Origin of the sequence: Anabaena sp. PCC 7938 (assembly GCF_049315035.1) — a bacterium.
GTDB lineage: Bacteria > Cyanobacteriota > Cyanobacteriia > Cyanobacteriales > Nostocaceae > Anabaena > Anabaena cylindrica.
The window spans coordinates 1633014-1647789 of record NZ_CP186034.1 but is presented as its reverse complement, the minus strand read 5'-3'; the positions used below and the strand labels follow the sequence as shown (position 1 = coordinate 1647789).

15 protein-coding genes are annotated in these 14776 nt (G+C 40.5%); 5 read left to right on the top strand and 10 right to left on the bottom strand.

The features are described from left to right. Window positions 1–3: 3 nt before the first annotated feature. Window positions 4–1974, top strand: coding sequence for a molecular chaperone HtpG (htpG, locus tag ACOWPH_RS07645; protein WP_015214823.1), 1971 nt, complete (start codon window positions 4–6; stop codon window positions 1972–1974). A gap of 201 nt (window positions 1975–2175) precedes the next feature. Here the strand turns inward: htpG and ACOWPH_RS07640 are convergent, their stop codons facing one another. Beyond that, window positions 2176–3030, bottom strand: coding sequence for a M48 family metallopeptidase (locus ACOWPH_RS07640; RefSeq protein ID WP_015214822.1), 855 nt, complete (start codon window positions 3028–3030; stop codon window positions 2176–2178). A gap of 298 nt (window positions 3031–3328) precedes the next feature. Here ACOWPH_RS07640 and ACOWPH_RS07635 point away from each other — a divergent pair, with 298 nt between their 5' ends. Continuing rightward, complete coding sequence (locus ACOWPH_RS07635; RefSeq protein ID WP_015214821.1) at window positions 3329–3862, top strand: DUF4330 domain-containing protein; 534 nt, start codon at window positions 3329–3331, stop codon at window positions 3860–3862. 150 nt (window positions 3863–4012) lie between these two features. Here the strand turns inward: ACOWPH_RS07635 and ACOWPH_RS07630 are convergent, their stop codons facing one another. Next, complete coding sequence (locus ACOWPH_RS07630; protein WP_015214820.1) at window positions 4013–4951, bottom strand: alpha/beta fold hydrolase; 939 nt, start codon at window positions 4949–4951, stop codon at window positions 4013–4015. 505 nt (window positions 4952–5456) lie between these two features. Between ACOWPH_RS07630 and ACOWPH_RS07625 the strand changes: the two genes are divergently transcribed. Together ACOWPH_RS07625 and ACOWPH_RS07620 are read left to right on the top strand one after the other, a co-directional pair. Continuing rightward, window positions 5457–6059 carry a hypothetical protein gene (locus ACOWPH_RS07625; RefSeq protein WP_150111012.1) on the top strand — a complete coding sequence of 201 codons (603 nt, stop codon included), beginning with the start codon at window positions 5457–5459 and terminating at the stop codon, window positions 6057–6059. Between the two features lie 271 nt (window positions 6060–6330). Next, window positions 6331–7086 carry a hypothetical protein gene (locus ACOWPH_RS07620; protein WP_015214818.1) on the top strand — a complete coding sequence of 252 codons (756 nt, stop codon included), beginning with the start codon at window positions 6331–6333 and terminating at the stop codon, window positions 7084–7086. A gap of 140 nt (window positions 7087–7226) precedes the next feature. Here ACOWPH_RS07620 and ACOWPH_RS07615 read toward each other — a convergent pair whose 3' ends face one another. From ACOWPH_RS07615 to ACOWPH_RS07580, 8 genes are all read right to left on the bottom strand, one after another. Then, window positions 7227–7844: a hypothetical protein gene (locus ACOWPH_RS07615; RefSeq protein WP_015214817.1), complete on the bottom strand. Its 618-nt coding sequence runs from the start codon at window positions 7842–7844 to the stop codon at window positions 7227–7229. Between the two features lie 1120 nt (window positions 7845–8964). Further along, the gene (locus tag ACOWPH_RS07610) at window positions 8965–9345 is read right to left on the bottom strand and encodes an HNH endonuclease (protein WP_422665704.1); all 381 of its coding nucleotides are present in this window, start codon (window positions 9343–9345) and stop codon (window positions 8965–8967) included. Window positions 9346–9424: 79 nt separating this feature from the next. Then, window positions 9425–9619 carry a group II intron maturase-specific domain-containing protein gene (locus ACOWPH_RS07605; RefSeq protein ID WP_422665703.1) on the bottom strand — a complete coding sequence of 65 codons (195 nt, stop codon included), beginning with the start codon at window positions 9617–9619 and terminating at the stop codon, window positions 9425–9427. Beyond that, a complete protein-coding gene (locus ACOWPH_RS07600) occupies window positions 9555–10649 on the bottom strand; it encodes a reverse transcriptase domain-containing protein (protein WP_422665702.1) in 1095 nt (364 codons plus the stop codon). The genes ACOWPH_RS07605 and ACOWPH_RS07600 overlap by 65 nt, the downstream gene beginning before the upstream one ends. Window positions 10650–11329: 680 nt before the next feature. Continuing rightward, entirely contained in the window at window positions 11330–12007 is a 678-nt protein-coding gene (locus ACOWPH_RS07595) for a hypothetical protein (protein ID WP_015214815.1), read from the bottom strand. Window positions 12008–12170: 163 nt separating this feature from the next. Beyond that, window positions 12171–12917, bottom strand: coding sequence for a cell division ATP-binding protein FtsE (ftsE, locus tag ACOWPH_RS07590; RefSeq protein ID WP_015214814.1), 747 nt, complete (start codon window positions 12915–12917; stop codon window positions 12171–12173). Window positions 12918–13011: 94 nt separating this feature from the next. Next, a complete protein-coding gene (locus tag ACOWPH_RS07585) occupies window positions 13012–13776 on the bottom strand; it encodes a WecB/TagA/CpsF family glycosyltransferase (RefSeq protein WP_015214813.1) in 765 nt (254 codons plus the stop codon). A gap of 241 nt (window positions 13777–14017) precedes the next feature. Further along, window positions 14018–14197 (bottom strand): DUF2237 family protein, encoded by a 180-nt coding sequence (locus ACOWPH_RS07580; protein WP_242043139.1) that lies wholly within the window; start codon window positions 14195–14197, stop codon window positions 14018–14020. A gap of 93 nt (window positions 14198–14290) precedes the next feature. On the opposite strand from ACOWPH_RS07580, the gene arfB reads away from it, so the two are divergent. Next, window positions 14291–14704 carry an alternative ribosome rescue aminoacyl-tRNA hydrolase ArfB gene (gene arfB / locus ACOWPH_RS07575; protein WP_015214812.1) on the top strand — a complete coding sequence of 138 codons (414 nt, stop codon included), beginning with the start codon at window positions 14291–14293 and terminating at the stop codon, window positions 14702–14704. Window positions 14705–14776 lie beyond the last annotated feature (72 nt).

Below are 14776 nucleotides of genomic sequence, written 5' to 3'. Positions count from 1 at the left end.
ACTATGCTAGAACAAGGCACTATCAGTATACATACTGAGAATATTTTCCCAATTATCAAGAAGTCTCTATATTCAGATCATCAAATCTTCTTGCGGGAACTCGTATCCAACGCAGTAGATGCTATCCAAAAATTAAAAATGGTAGCCCGCGCTGGAGAGTATAGTGGAGATATCGGCGAAGACGAAATTGCGATCGCTATTGACAAAGATAACAAAACTCTCTCCATCAGCGATACTGGTATCGGTATGACGGCTGAGGAAGTAAAAAAATACATTAACCAAGTTGCTTTCTCTAGTGCGGAAGAATTTATCCACAAGTATGAAGGTAAATCAGACCAACCAATTATCGGTCACTTTGGTTTAGGTTTTTATTCTTCCTTCATGGTGGCAAAAAAAGTAGAAATTGATACTCTCTCTTACAAAGAAGGTTCTCAAGCGGTTCATTGGACTTGTGACGGTTCTCCAGCCTTTACTTTATCAGAGTCAAACCGCACCACTCGCGGGACTACGATTACCCTCACTCTCGAAGGTGAAGAAGAGGAATTTTTAGAAGCAGCCAGAATTAGAAATCTGGTGAAAACTTACTGCGACTTCATGCCAGTTCCCATTAAATTGGAAGGTGAAGTATTAAATAAACAAAAAGCAGCTTGGCGAGAATCTCCCAGTAATCTCACGGATGAAGATTATTTAGAATTTTACCGCTATCTCTATCCTTTCCAAGAAGAACCTCTGTTATGGGTGCATTTGAATACTGATTATCCGTTTATGATGAACGGGATTATGTATTTCCCAAAAATGCGTCCTGATGTGGATGTGACAAAGGGACAAATCAAGTTATTCTGCAATCAGGTGTTTGTTAGTGATAATTGTGAAGAGATTATTCCCCAGTTTTTAATGCCGATGCGGGGTGTAATTGATAGCACTGACATACCTTTGAACGTTTCTCGTAGTGCTTTGCAGGGCGATCGCACTGTGAAGAGAATTGGTGACTACATAGCCAAGAAAGTAGGCGATCGTCTCAAAGAATTATACCGCGATAACAGAGAACAATATATCAGTGCCTGGAAAGATTTAGGAACCTTCGTTAAATTTGGCGTTCTCAACGACGATAAATTTAAAAAACAAGTCGAAGACATCCTCATCTTCCGCAGCACCGCCACATTAGCAACCAAAACTGCCGAAACTCCCACAGTTGAAGTACAATCTTCAGATAGTGATGTGTGGCAAGATATCAACCCATCTCACACTAACAGCAGCACACCTTACACCACCATCAAGGAATATCTAGAACGCAACAAAGAACGCAACGAAAACCGCGTTTTTTACAGCACAGATGAAGCGAGTCAAGCTACATACATCGCACTACACAAAAATCAAGGTTTAGAAGTCCTATTTATGGACTCCTTCATTGATACCCATTTTATTAACTTCCTAGAAAGAGAATATCAAGATGTCAAATTTACACGGGTAGATTCTGACTTAGACAATACTTTGTTGGATGATAAATCAGGGGAAATAGTTGATCCCACCACTAACAAAACTAAGAGTGAGTCAATCAAAGAATTATTTGAGAAAGCACTCAATAAACCCAAACTTAATATCCGCACCGAAGCTTTAAAATCAGATAATCCTCAAGGAACACCACCCGCAATGGTGTTGTTACCAGAGATTCTCCGTCGTATGCGGGAAATGACCGCAATGATGCAACAGCAAAATGCTGATTTTCCTGAAGATCATATTTTGTTAGTAAATACTGCACATCCCTTGATTCAAAACCTGACACATCTCAGCCAAGGTAGTATTATTCAAGGTGATGGTGAGTCACCTACAGATCAATTGGTGAAAATGATTTGTCAACACGTTTATGATTTAGCGTTGATGTCTCAAAAAGGCTTTGATGCTGAAGGAATGAAATCCTTTGTTGAACGTTCAAATGACGTACTCACCAAACTAACCGAACAAGCTAGTAAGTAGAAAATATCCCAATTTAGTAGAGACGTTCTCTGGAATGTCTCTATTGATGGCGTGGTGAAAAAGTTTTTTAGTTAGAGACTTCCAAATAAAAAATTCTCTAATTTGTAGGCTGGGTAATCCGTAACCCACAACATAAACTGAAGGAATAATGGTGGGTTACGCTACGCTAACCCACCCTACAATTTTTCACTACTTTATTTTTTATCGTAAAAAAGCTCGGATATTAGCCTTATAACCTGTACTGTCTAAGCCATAATTTCCATTGCTAGGTCGGCTATTAATTTGATTTTGGAGAGCCTTAACGCGATCGCTTGCTCCAGGGTGTGTACTCAAAAATGTGGGAACCGAACTTCTTCCCTGTAGCTTTTTCATAAACGAAACCATCGCTAACTGAGAATAACCAGCCCGCGTTAAACTTGCTAGTCCTCTTTTATCAGCATCATATTCATCTTGACGACTACGAGGACGATTGAGAGCTAAATCCACACCTATACCTACTGCTTGACTGCGACTTAAGCCGGCGGCTGTAGCCACACCACTAGCGATCGCTCTTTGTCGCATCTGCTTAACTAGGTGTTGACCTTCAATATGACCCATCTCATGACCGATAACACTCGCTAGTTCTGCTTCATTGTCCGCAGCTTCTAGCAACCCTGTATTCACATAAACGAAACCACCCACAGTGGCAAAAGCATTTACTGCTTTATCCTCAACCACTTGAAAAGTATAAGGGATATTAGGGCGATCGCTATTAGCGGCTAAACGTCTACCAATCTGGTCTACATAGCTATTAAGCTGTTGATTACGAGAAATTATGACTTCTTGGCGCAATTGATCATTCATCTGCTTACCAAGCTCAACTTCCTGACGAGCAGACATATTCGACAACTGAAATACCTGTACACCTTGCAATAACAGCGGTAAAAAATCGAAAGCTTTACTTGGTAGAGGTGTACTCAAGCACAGGCTCAAAGCCACACTTAAGGAAATCAACGGGTAAAACCAAGGTCGTCTGCCTAAACGGTATTTTACCAAAAATCCATTCCAGTTAATCATAATCCTGTGAAAATAGAGTTGTGTGAGAACTTACAAATAGAGGACGTATTTACAGATAGCTAAGTTGCATTCTCAACTCAATATCCCTAATCTAAACAACCGCATAGACATCAGCATAGCAAGCCGGAAAACTCTCAAAGTCTAAGCTATGATTAAGAATCAGAAATTCTCAAGTGCTTTCTTAGTCAGCTTTCTACTCCCACTGCTCGGAACTGTCTCAGTCATGATAGACTGTCGCATAACTCCACCTTGCGGACGCTTTGATTTATTACTTCACTTTAATTTCAGAAAACTTGTTATGCCTATTTTAGATTCCAAAGGTCGCTTATTCGGCAAAATCAACTTACTTGATTTAGGTGCTGGGCTGGTAATATTACTAGTTATAATTGGCATCTTTATATATCCCGGAACTTCCGGTTCCGTTGCTCAAGTCGGTACAAAAACACTACCTATTGAAGTAGATTTAGTAGTCCGTGGTTTAAATGTCCGTGATCCTGAGCAGTTATTTAAACAAGGATTTAACAAGGGTGGTAAAACCAATGTAATTATTCGTAATCAACCCCACGGTGAAATTGGCATTAAATCCATTCAAGAACTACCAAGAACAATCACTGTTCCCCAACCAGATGGTTCTGTTAAAGAATTACCAGATCCAAGAGCCAATAATTTTAGTAGAGATTTTCTTTTGACCTTAGAAGGTAAAGCTCAAGTTACCAATGGTGGTCCAGTTTTAGGTAATAGTAAAGTTAAAATTGGGATGCCTTTTGAATTAGAAGGTTTTAACTACAACTTTAACGCTTCCGTTATTGATATTCGCTTAAATAATAAATAGCATTTTGGTGATGGGTAATGGGTAATGGGTAATGGGTAAATAAATTTCTTCCTCTGCTTCCTAATCTCCCCAGTCCCCAGTCCCCAGTCCCCAGTCCCCAGTCCCCAGTCCCCAATCCCCAATCCCCAATCCCCAATCCCCAATCCCCATTCACCCATTCAGCAAAGTTAAAAATTTACGAATTAATCCTATCGTCACCGCAGGTAATTCTAATTGCGGTGTTAACCCTACATTTTCTAAAGCTTGAAAATATTGGATAGCTTGGGGATTCATTTCTGCAAAGCGACGACCAATTTCTGGACCGGTAAATTGTGATTTTTGTCCCCAAATAATAGCAGTGGGAGTTTTTAGCTGTTGAATATAAAGAGACAAATCAAAGCACAAGTCTCCACGCACAAAAGATAGTGCTGCATATTCAGCATTTGGTTGTTGTGCAGATTGTAAATAAGCATCTACAATCTCTTGATAAACTCGATTACTTTCGGCAAATTGTCTTTGCTCTAAAAAGCTGCGAATACCTGCATCTGTGGCAATTCCAGTGCTATACAGCAAACGGTCAACTAAAGGAACGCTGGCTAATTGGGCAAAAAAGCTGCGGGAGTAATCTTGGCCAAAATCCGAAATTCCAGAGGGTGTGACCAAAATCAACGACTTAAATAGATCAGGATATGCGATGCCTGCGGCGTTCGCGGAGCGTCTCGAAGAGAGCGAAGCTATCGCTACTCGAATTATAAACGCTGCCGTCAAAGAAGATGCGATCGCTGTGACTGGAGTGGTACAAGTCTGTTCAATAAACTCTCGAATCGTCGTCAAATAATCCTCAATTTTGTAACTGCGTTGCGGATGTTCAGACCGACCCCAACCGATTAAATCCGGTGCAATCACCCGATATTCAGACGCAAAAGCCGGAAACACCTTCGACCACTCATAAGCAGAAGACCCACCACCAAAGCCATGCAGAAATAACAAAGTTTCCTTGTCAGATTTTTCACTTTTATCCTGCCAAGGTGATCCAGTTGCTGTATAGTACACCATCCTACCTAGTGAGGTATTTATGGAGTATTGTTCAAAACCTAGTGGTTCTAACATAAGTATTAAGTGTTTATTGTTGTATCTAATGAACATTCACAGCACTAAGATAACTCCAAAGTGCTAACTAATTTCGGCAAACTCCCCACTCCTCTTTATTATCAGCCAACTCTGAACACCATAACTTCTGACTATCGTTAGATTAAGCAAATGTAAAATCCGACAATGGCTTATAAAGATTTAGTATTGTTTTTTTGATAATTTTACAAAAAATTATGCTAAAACCACTATGCAATAACGCTTTTCGATGGCATTTAGCATGACGACTAAATCAATACCTACGTGAATTTCCATGGTAATCTATCGGATAAATCACAAATAGTTGCAAAACTCAACTACATCACTTTCAGTAGTACTGAGTACTGAGTAACCTCATATCACGAAACAGGGGGATGGTTACTAATCTGGTCGCAGTTATTGAAATATTGACTTTGGTTGTGTATGTAGAAATAATAACTTTTTTATTGACGTGATTAATTTCTAGGCAATGTTAAAGCGGGGTGTCATGTTAAACCAAGCTACTTTTCAATCAGATCAAATACAAACAATTGAAAACACACAATTTCAACCTAGTCGATACGGTATAAAAAATGAAATTGTAACTTTAGTTTGGCAGGATATAGTTGAAGAAGAGCAAGATGAATATATCTATTCTGAAAAGGTAACTCTACCTAAATGTATACGTTTGGATTTGGATGAGTTAAATTTTTTTGAAATAATAGATAATCAATTTAAGCAACACGGACTCATTTTTCATAATTCCTTAGCCGTACATCCGTCGAATCCAGCCTTTCCCAGCCAATCAGGCTTGAAAGTTTTAATGGGATCTCCCAAAAGCGGATTTTTAGAAGTTAATTTCTTAAATCCTGTAACCTGGGTTAGTGCCTTAGTTACTAGCTCACAAAGATTAGTTCTTGAAGCATATGACCAGAATGATCAATTGCTCACCAAATCAGTTCTGCCCACAGCTAATCTGATCAATTCCGGCTCGGAGATACCCCCAAACACTATGCTATCTGTAACAGCAACCGATATAAAGACAGTTAAATTTTGCTCCTTTGATGGTCACTTCACCCTGGATGAATTTAGGTTTTGTTTTGCAACCTGACTCAGGGGCTACTCATTTTTTAAATGTCTCTTGCTTGGGAACGCTATCAGAAAGTACAGCAATACTTGGACTGAAGAATGGTAAATTAATAACTATCGTTCTTAGACACTCTATAAATTGGGGATAATTTATTTTTTGTATTCCCTTAATTCAGGTAAAAAGAGATAACTTCTAATTTGCACACATTAATCAAATATAATTTTTGTGGGGGTTTTGTCTAGGACGTAAATTACCCAAATTAAGTAATTTTATAATCAACAAGGTAAAAACTGTGGCACAGGCTTCGTCTTTTTGGCGGCAATTCATAAATCAGCTTCCAGAAATCAAGACAGGAAGCCAAAAGCAACGAAATTTAAAACGTTTCTCTGAACCTGGAAGCATACTGGGGTTCTTGACAATCATCGTTGCTATGCTGTTTTGGAACTGGAAATTACTGTTAGCACTTGTATCTGGTATTGCGGTAATGAGTTTGGTTTACTCAATACCGAAATGGAACTGGCAACTAAGTTGGTTAGAAATACGCAGGTTTTTGAACACTGCCAACAGTCGGTTAGCTTTAGCAGTCGCTAGTGGTGGTATTGCTACTGTCATTACTTACATGACTGCGGTAATCTGGGTTGATTCTCCAAGTCATTGGATAGCTGCTAGTGTTATTGTTCAAGGTTTTGGGACACTACTAACTCTAATTTTGTTAGTGTGGCAAATCTTCAGCCTTCAAGGAAATCAGGAGAAAGAATATCTTGATCAATTGTTGAATAACTTAACAGAGCCTAATCCATTGAAGCGGTTAATTGCCGTGCATCAACTAACTAAATTCATCAATCGTAAACAAGTTGATGCTTCTATCAAGCAAAATGTTATCCAATGTTTACGACTTTTATTGAGTAAGGAAGAAGAAGCAGGAATTCAAGAAGCTGCTTTGAATAGTTTACAAACTATAGATGGGTTACAAGTTCTACTACCTAGTAGTGCTAAACCTCTTGCACCTGTATCTGTAAAAATTAAACAAGAGGTAATTCATAATTAGGGTTTGCTGATAGCGTGGCTTATTACTTCTAGTAAGCGGGTAAAGCTTTTGGAAGATTTTTCGGTCTACTTGTGCAAAGGCGGCACTGTTTTTTTCAAGCGCCGCCCGCAATCTGTCAGCTACGATTGATTCCTTAACATCTAAATGTCGATAGTGCTGTTATTGTCCTTTGTAGGGAGATTTTGACCGTTTTGATCTTGAGATCCAGTATCTTGAGTGGGCGCACCTGAAGATATAACTGGGAACTTGAGACTGCTATCAGTCTTCGATGACACTTGAAAAGCTAGGATGTATGCTGATGCAGAGACTGGAACGTTAGGATATATTCCAGTGACGTAAAGGTCAATGTTAATTGTTCCATTGGTTTCGCTCGATTGGCTTAACTCGTTAAACGCTTGTGTTAACTCTTCCTTGTGGTAGGAAGCATTTGTCCCAAGACCAATCCAACTCCAGAAACTGCTGATACCAGCAGAAAAACCATAGGATGTTTTCATCTCTTGATAGGTTCTCGACGTTTCAAGTGTTCTAGTCGAGAATTTCATTGATCCAGTGACACGTGCATATGCACCAAGCCCGGATACACTTGCGCCAACGCCCTGAATTCTACCCCTTGCTTCCTGGACACTCCATGACGTTCCTTCTGGTGCTGCTGTTAGTAGTTCTGCTCCAGGAACTCTTTCAAGGTATAGCGTTGGAGCAAAAATGAGAGTTGTTAGCTCTAACTGCCTTGCGGTTTCATGCCTAAGTTGTGTTGTCATAAAATTCATCCAAATGTTTCCAATTGTTGCTAGTCTTAGGGGCTGTAGTTTTTTCTGTCCACAGCTTTATTTGGGGGCCAGCGGAGATACATGGATTTTGGGACTTTTTATTAAGTTATATTACACAAATTTCCCAAACCCTTGATACGAGGTTATTTGAGCCTCAAACATAATTATCCACTTTAGTTGAGGACGTTGCCAAAAATGGCCATTTTTGGGCAAGTTAGTAAATCAATAAAGTAGGTATCGCAATATTTGTTTAGACACATATTTCCTGATGAATAATTGGTTGAAATCTGTAATAATTTTTGCCAATTATTTGAATGTATATCTAAACAATAGAGCTAACATAACCATAGCCACTTTACTTAAAAACTTTATTGGAACAAAATTTATTTTAAGTAAACAGCTTTAATTATTGTTAGCAAAAAAGCAGATTAGCAAAAAAATGTTTTCAATCTGACTCCTCTTCAATAAGAAAGTTATTGAACTTTATTGAGCCAATATATTGAGCCAATAAATTTATCTTTATTGAAAAAAATTATTCTGCTAAATCCACCTCTCTTACGAAAGAGAGTTTATCTAAAAACATACCTCTTAGGAGTGAGATGGTAATCTGGGATTTTTGCATAAACCCTCAACGGAGGGACTAGGAGTTTTATGACTGACAAGCAGCAGATTTTTTAAAATTATGTCTTAATTATTCTTTAGACTATTAAAAACCTACATATGTAAAATAGTGACTTTAACCTAAACATACGACTGTTTAATCTATCCCTCTTCTGTCACTTTCCCTAAATGAAACGATGTAACCCTTTTCATACAAGAGTTTTAGTCTAAAGCAATGATGACATCTATCTAATTAGAAAACAAAGCCACAAACCTAGTCCTAGTAAGAATTTGAAAAGTTACCTTTGATGTTTGTTTTCGGAGAGTGACAAAAGCGGGCTATTGTATCAACCTTTGAGGACGCAACAAATAATTCGTTCTGGTATTGTTTTTGTCATGTGTGGGGATAAATAAATCGATTGTCGGGTAAGGAGGCACACGTCGCCGTGTCCCCCTCCCCAAAGAACGGCTCGTGATAGTTTCCCCTCAAGCCGCTCAAGCATCCAGTTATTCAGAGAGTTTTTCGATGATGCAGATGACGGTGGCAAGATGTATGTAGATGAACAAGATTATCTACGGTATCCGTACCTCCCTCTGCAACACTCAGAAGATGATGTGTATTCAGTGTTTCTCCATTGAACAGGTGTTCGTGGCAGACTGGACAACGCCAATTTTGGTTCACTGCTACTTTGTAGAGCTTAGATCCCTTTTCCCAATAGGTCTTGCCATACCGGGTTTGACGTTGTTCCCAGTAGTGTTTTAACTCTGGGTCATCAGGAGATGCAGCGCCTTTGACCTTAACGTGCCGTTCAATATTGATACCCGGCAGATATACTAGAGAAATGGTAGTCCATTCTCCCCGTCGGTCTTTACCGTTGCTGCAAAGTTCCATTTTCTACCATTGATAGTTTTGAAGTATCGATTGGCGACCCATCGCTTACCTTTATTCGGATGTCTACGCAGTGACCACTTCAGAGAGCTTTCCAGATTTCGTGGTCTACGTAACTGAATACTTGTGTACTGACACTATGTTTGTAGTAGTTGCCCCAGCCTCTAAGAATAGGGTTGAGGTGGTAGATAACCATTTCAGGAGTGGCTTGCTTATTGGCTTTTAGCCAATCCCGTATGCCTTTGAGAAAGTCTTTGACTTTTTCTTTCTGTGGCATAATGTAGCAACTGCCGTGGAACTTTCGGACATGGAAACCCAAAATAATTAAACCCTTGTTCCACAGGAACAATGTTGGTTTTGTCAGAATTTAGTTCCAAGCCTCTAACATGAAGGAAATCTACAACCTTGGGAACAATTGCTTCAATATCTTCCTTAGTTTCAGCCGTAATTAGGAAATCATCGGCGTAGCGTATATAACCATAACGCTGAGATTTATATGTACCGCTTTTATATGGCTTTGTTTTGCGATATCCTGCCAATAATTCTTCTAGACCATCTAAAGCTATATTGGCAAGTACGGGGCTAATAATTCCCCCCTGCGGTACTCCTTGCTGACTAGGATGAAATATCTCTGCTTCTACATATCCTGCTTTCAACCACTGTTTAATTAGTTCTCGACCAGGGACTAATCCGATGGTGTTGAGAATATAATCGTGACTGATATTATCAAATGCCCCTTTGATATCGGCATCTAAAACCCAGCTATCTCGTCCGGCTCTGAGTCTTAGCCATGTCTGCTCTATAGCATCATGACAACCTCTACCACAGCGAAAGCCATAGGAATTTGACTCAAAGCGGGCTTCCCAACTTGGTTCTAAGGCATTTTTGATAACTGCTTGTGCCACTCGGTCTACCAGACAGGGAATTCCTAATGGTCTAAGTTTTCCCCCTGACTTGGGAATGTAAACCCGTTTAACCGGGTGTGTTTGCCATATTCTGTATTCTTGCATCTGGTTGACCAGTGCTACCCTAGCTTCTGAGGTGAGGGCTATCTGACCATCTATGCCAGCAGTCCGTTTGCCGTCATTTTCTTGGGTAACTCGTCGCACCGCTAGTAGCAGGTTTGAATAGCTCCTTAACATCAGTTTCATCAGGCTTCTGACCCGATTCCATTGGCATCTCTGAGTAGCCCGATAAATCCTTTGTCTCAGGTTTGTTACCCGTCGTTTGATTTGTCGCCAATTAATGGTTGACCAATCTAACAACGTTTCCGAAGTTCCGATGTCATTGCTGACTCTATCTTTCACCTTGGTTTATTCCGTTACTTTGGTTTATCGGTGGATACCTGTTGGAAGTCTGCTGCCTTTCGGCATAGAGTAATCTTGACTCTTATCTCCCGCATTACCAGGAGCATTTGCTTTCTCCAACTTCCTTTACCCTCTGGATATTGATGTCTTCCTCGCGGTTGACCTACTCAGGTTATCGACTCCCCTGAGAATCCATAGGGCTTACCGTGTTCTGTGTATTTGACATTCGACCGTTTTGGGTTCTATCTATGACTCCGATGAGCGTTTGTTCCTTCGTTGCTGTCTAGGACACTCCAGCAACCTGCTCATTTACCTTTTGGTTGAAGTGTATCAGCCTGATTTCACTTCTCTGTCATCACGAAGTTTAAGATAGTTCACTAGCGTTAACCCTTGACGGTCTTCCCCTTGCTTGCTTTACCAATTTAGGCTCTCAGTAAGTAAGCTTTCATACCTTGCATTCCACTGATTTCATTACTTACTATCAGTGTAGGTGGGGTCAATGACCCTTTTACGTGGGGACAGAGAGAAGGACTTCTCTGGAGAGGACAGCCTCTCGGTCTTATAGCGCGGATGCGCCTAATACACAACTTTCACGTCGCACGCCCCTAGTGACAACTTCGCTAGATACCCCCAATTACAGGCGATTTTAGCCGAAAAATTTGTTGAAGTCCCACTAATATCTAAATATCGATAGTGCTGTTATTGTCCTTTGTCGGGAGATTCTGACCGTTTTGATCTTGAGACCCAGTATCTTGAGTGGGCGCACCTGAAGATATAACTGGGAACTTGAGACTGCTATCAGTCTTCGATGACACCTCTAAAGCTAGAATGTATGGTGAGGCAGATACTGTAACGTTAGGATACAATCCAGTGACGTAAAGGTCAATGTTAATTGTTCCATTGGTTTTGGTCGATTGGCTTAACTCGTTAAACACTTGCGTTAACTCTTCCTTGTGGTAGGAGGCATTTGCCCCAAGACCAATCCAACTCCAGAAACCGCTGATACCAGCAGAAAAACCATAGGATGTTTTCATCTCTTGATAGGTTCTCGACGTTTCAAGTGTTCTAGTCGAGAAGGTCATTAATCCAGTGACACGTGCATATGCACCAAGCCCGGATACACTTGCGCCAACGCCCTGAATTTTACCCTTTGCTTCCCGGACACTCCATGACGTTCCTCCTGCTTGAAGGTCTAGTACTGGAACTACACCGAAGGTGGACAGGTCGCTGCTTTGGGAAGTATTGATTCGGTCAACATCAATGCTCAAGCTCAGGTCACGAGAATCGTTAACATTATTAATGCTCAAGTGTAGGTCAAAGAAACTGCTAACATCGAGTCTCCAGATAGCAATAGCCATTGTTATTTATTGTTTTGCTAAAAACAACTTTCTCGAAATTAATTTGAACTGTCTGACAAAAAACGAACGCAGATAGAGCAACACATTGAGTTCTCCAGTGTCACTGTCTTCTCAACTTGAGACTTCGGAAAGTTTTCTGCACCACTAAGCTTCTGACTCCTGATTACTTTCTAAACAGTCTGCCATTTTTGACCTGTACCACTGGATGATTACACCGTCTAACCAGTTGTTCATCATGGGTAGTCACAATTACTGTTGCCCCAAAGGTATTTAACTTCTGAAGAATCTTGATAACTTGCCAGGAATTATCAGGATCAAGGTTTCCCGTTGGTTCATCTGCCAGCAACAGTGGTGGAGTAGCAATAATGGCCCGCGCAATACTCACTCGCTGCTGTTCTCCTCCAGAAAGTTGGTCAGGAAAGCGGTCAGCTTTGGACAATAAACCTACTAATTTTAAAGTAGGTTCTAAACGCCGTTGAATTTCTTTACGAGTATAGCCTTGAGCTTGCAGCACAAAAGTTATATTCTCTGAAACTGTGCGCTGAGGAATTAATTTGTAGTCTTGAAAGACAATTCCAATCCGACGACGGAAGAATGATAAGCGATCGCCCCGCAAGTTTGCTACATTCAAATCATCAACGATTACCTCTCCCTGCGTGGGTAATTCTTGACCATAAAGCAATTTCAAAAAAGTCGATTTACCAGAACCACTAGGCCCTGTAACAAACAAAAATTCCCCCTTTTTAATATTTATACTCACATCCAGCAGGGCATGATAGCCGTTTGTATAAGTCTTGGAAACAGAGCGCAATTCCACCATTGTCTCAGCTTGACTACCCTGCGATTGCCCCTCTTTACCTTCCCTGTCAACAGACGCATCCGTTTTTTCTGGAGTTCTTAATATTGACATCCCTCACTCTTCCTCACACAGTTATCAGTTATCAGCCTCATAGAGATAGAGTGGATTACTAATTGTCTAAAATTAGCTCTACTCCAATCACCAATTAACACTCAGCACCATTGATACTCCTGACCGTCAAACGATAAACACAGGCTTTCAGCGCAAACTCAGGTAAAGCCAACATTCGTCGCCAACGCCAAGGCTCTTGATACAATCGGTACAGCCATTCTAAATTGTTATTTGCCAACCAACGGGGAGCGCGGGTTTTTGTTCCTGCCCAGATATCAAAACTACCACCCACTCCTATCCAAATTGCTTGGGGACACCAATGACGATTTTTAGCAATCCATAATTCTTGACGTGGTACTCCCAAACCAACAAAAATAACTTGTGGTTCTAATTGAGTTAAAGTGTGTTGTAATATTTCTTCTTCTTCTGGTGAATGATAGCCAGAGTGAGTCCCTGCTATATTCAAGCCTGGAACTTGCTGCTGCCAAAACTCTGCTGCTGTGGCCGCTACCCCTGGCGCTCCTCCATAGAAAAACACCTTAGGGGCTGTTTCTAGCTGACCCAGTTCTTGTAACAGGTTTTCTGATAATTCAATTCCTGGACAGCGTTGTACTTCTTGCCTTAAGAAACACTGTAAATAGAGAACAACTCCTGCTCCATCTGGAATAACTAGATCAGCATTTTGAATTACCCCTGCTAGGGATGAATTCCGCTCTGCCTGCATAGTCATTTCTGCATTGAGCGTTACCACATGAGTCCCTTTGCCTTGTTCTAGGCATTCTAGCAACCAGTTGGGATAATTGTTCATTACATGAACTGGTAAACCCAATACTGAAAATTTTAGAGGCGATTTATACATAGTCTATTCTTAATTAGACTCAAATAAAATTATGTTGAAGCTTAGTCTAGCAAATTTTTTCCCAGGCGGATTATAGATATCAGCTTACTTTTGCCCCCATCTCTGGGTTAATTATTGAGGGGAATGAGAAAATCTATTTTACATCTACGCTACTGATACTATATTTTACAGTTATCTTGATGTCGTCTCTAAATCAATAAGAACTAATCACCAATTTTGACGGCATATTCTTGTAATTCTTCTATTCTAAAGCTCTGACATGGGTGGCTACTATGACTACAGATTGTGCTGCAACGCCCGCTGCTAGGTCTTCTTGCCAACTTGCAGGACATAAGCACTTGCGATCGCCTCCCTTCAATCCTGGAAAGTTAAAATAAGGAATAAATGTATTTAAGTTCCTATGATTTTTAGTTGGGCGCAAACAACCGACATCCCAAAATCCTGACTTCCTCTACTACTACAACCCTCCCGATCATGGGGTGAAAATTCTCCCAAACCATCTTTAAACAAGACTATGCTCCAAATCACCAACAAAACCACCATCCCTCTCAGCGAAATCAGCATTAGTGCAATTCGTTCTCAAGGTGCAGGTGGTCAAAATGTAAATAAAGTAGCTACAGCGATTCATCTGCGCTTTGACATTAACGCGTCCTCCCTATCACCACTTTACAAAGAACGGTTACTCAACTTGGGAGATCAGCGCATCACCAAAGATGGAATCATCATCATTAAAGCCCAGCAACATCGTACTCAAGAACAGAATAAAGAAGACGCACTCAAACGCCTCCAAACCTTAATCAAAAGCGTCACCGTCATCGCCCCAAAACGCAAGCCCACGAAACCCTCACGCAGCGCTAAAAATAAACGCATTGATAACAAAACTAAGCGTGGTGAAATTAAAGCTTTACGAGGCAATATTACAGAATGAGCAATACAACTCATACATCCAAGTTTTAAAAGTGCTGAGTACAAATTAGTGCTGCTTTTTTACTCAGCACCG

Excerpts from the sequence above, each read along its gene's own strand:
- htpG (WP_015214823.1), top strand. The coding sequence starts at position 4 with ATGCTAGAACAAGGCACTATCAGTATACATACTGAGAATATTTTCCCA.
- ACOWPH_RS07640 (WP_015214822.1), bottom strand. The coding sequence starts at position 3,030 with ATGATTAACTGGAATGGATTTTTGGTAAAATACCGTTTAGGCAGACGA.
- ACOWPH_RS07635 (WP_015214821.1), top strand. The coding sequence starts at position 3,329 with ATGCCTATTTTAGATTCCAAAGGTCGCTTATTCGGCAAAATCAACTTA.
- ACOWPH_RS07630 (WP_015214820.1), bottom strand. The coding sequence starts at position 4,951 with ATGTTAGAACCACTAGGTTTTGAACAATACTCCATAAATACCTCACTA.
- ACOWPH_RS07625 (WP_150111012.1), top strand. The coding sequence starts at position 5,457 with ATGTTAAACCAAGCTACTTTTCAATCAGATCAAATACAAACAATTGAA.
- ACOWPH_RS07615 (WP_015214817.1), bottom strand. The coding sequence starts at position 7,844 with ATGACAACACAACTTAGGCATGAAACCGCAAGGCAGTTAGAGCTAACA.
- ACOWPH_RS07610 (WP_422665704.1), bottom strand. The coding sequence starts at position 9,345 with ATGGAACTTTGCAGCAACGGTAAAGACCGACGGGGAGAATGGACTACC.
- ACOWPH_RS07605 (WP_422665703.1), bottom strand. The coding sequence starts at position 9,619 with ATGCCACAGAAAGAAAAAGTCAAAGACTTTCTCAAAGGCATACGGGAT.
- ACOWPH_RS07595 (WP_015214815.1), bottom strand. The coding sequence starts at position 12,007 with ATGGCTATTGCTATCTGGAGACTCGATGTTAGCAGTTTCTTTGACCTA.
- ftsE (WP_015214814.1), bottom strand. The coding sequence starts at position 12,917 with ATGTCAATATTAAGAACTCCAGAAAAAACGGATGCGTCTGTTGACAGG.
- ACOWPH_RS07585 (WP_015214813.1), bottom strand. The coding sequence starts at position 13,776 with ATGTATAAATCGCCTCTAAAATTTTCAGTATTGGGTTTACCAGTTCAT.
- arfB (WP_015214812.1), top strand. The coding sequence starts at position 14,291 with ATGCTCCAAATCACCAACAAAACCACCATCCCTCTCAGCGAAATCAGC.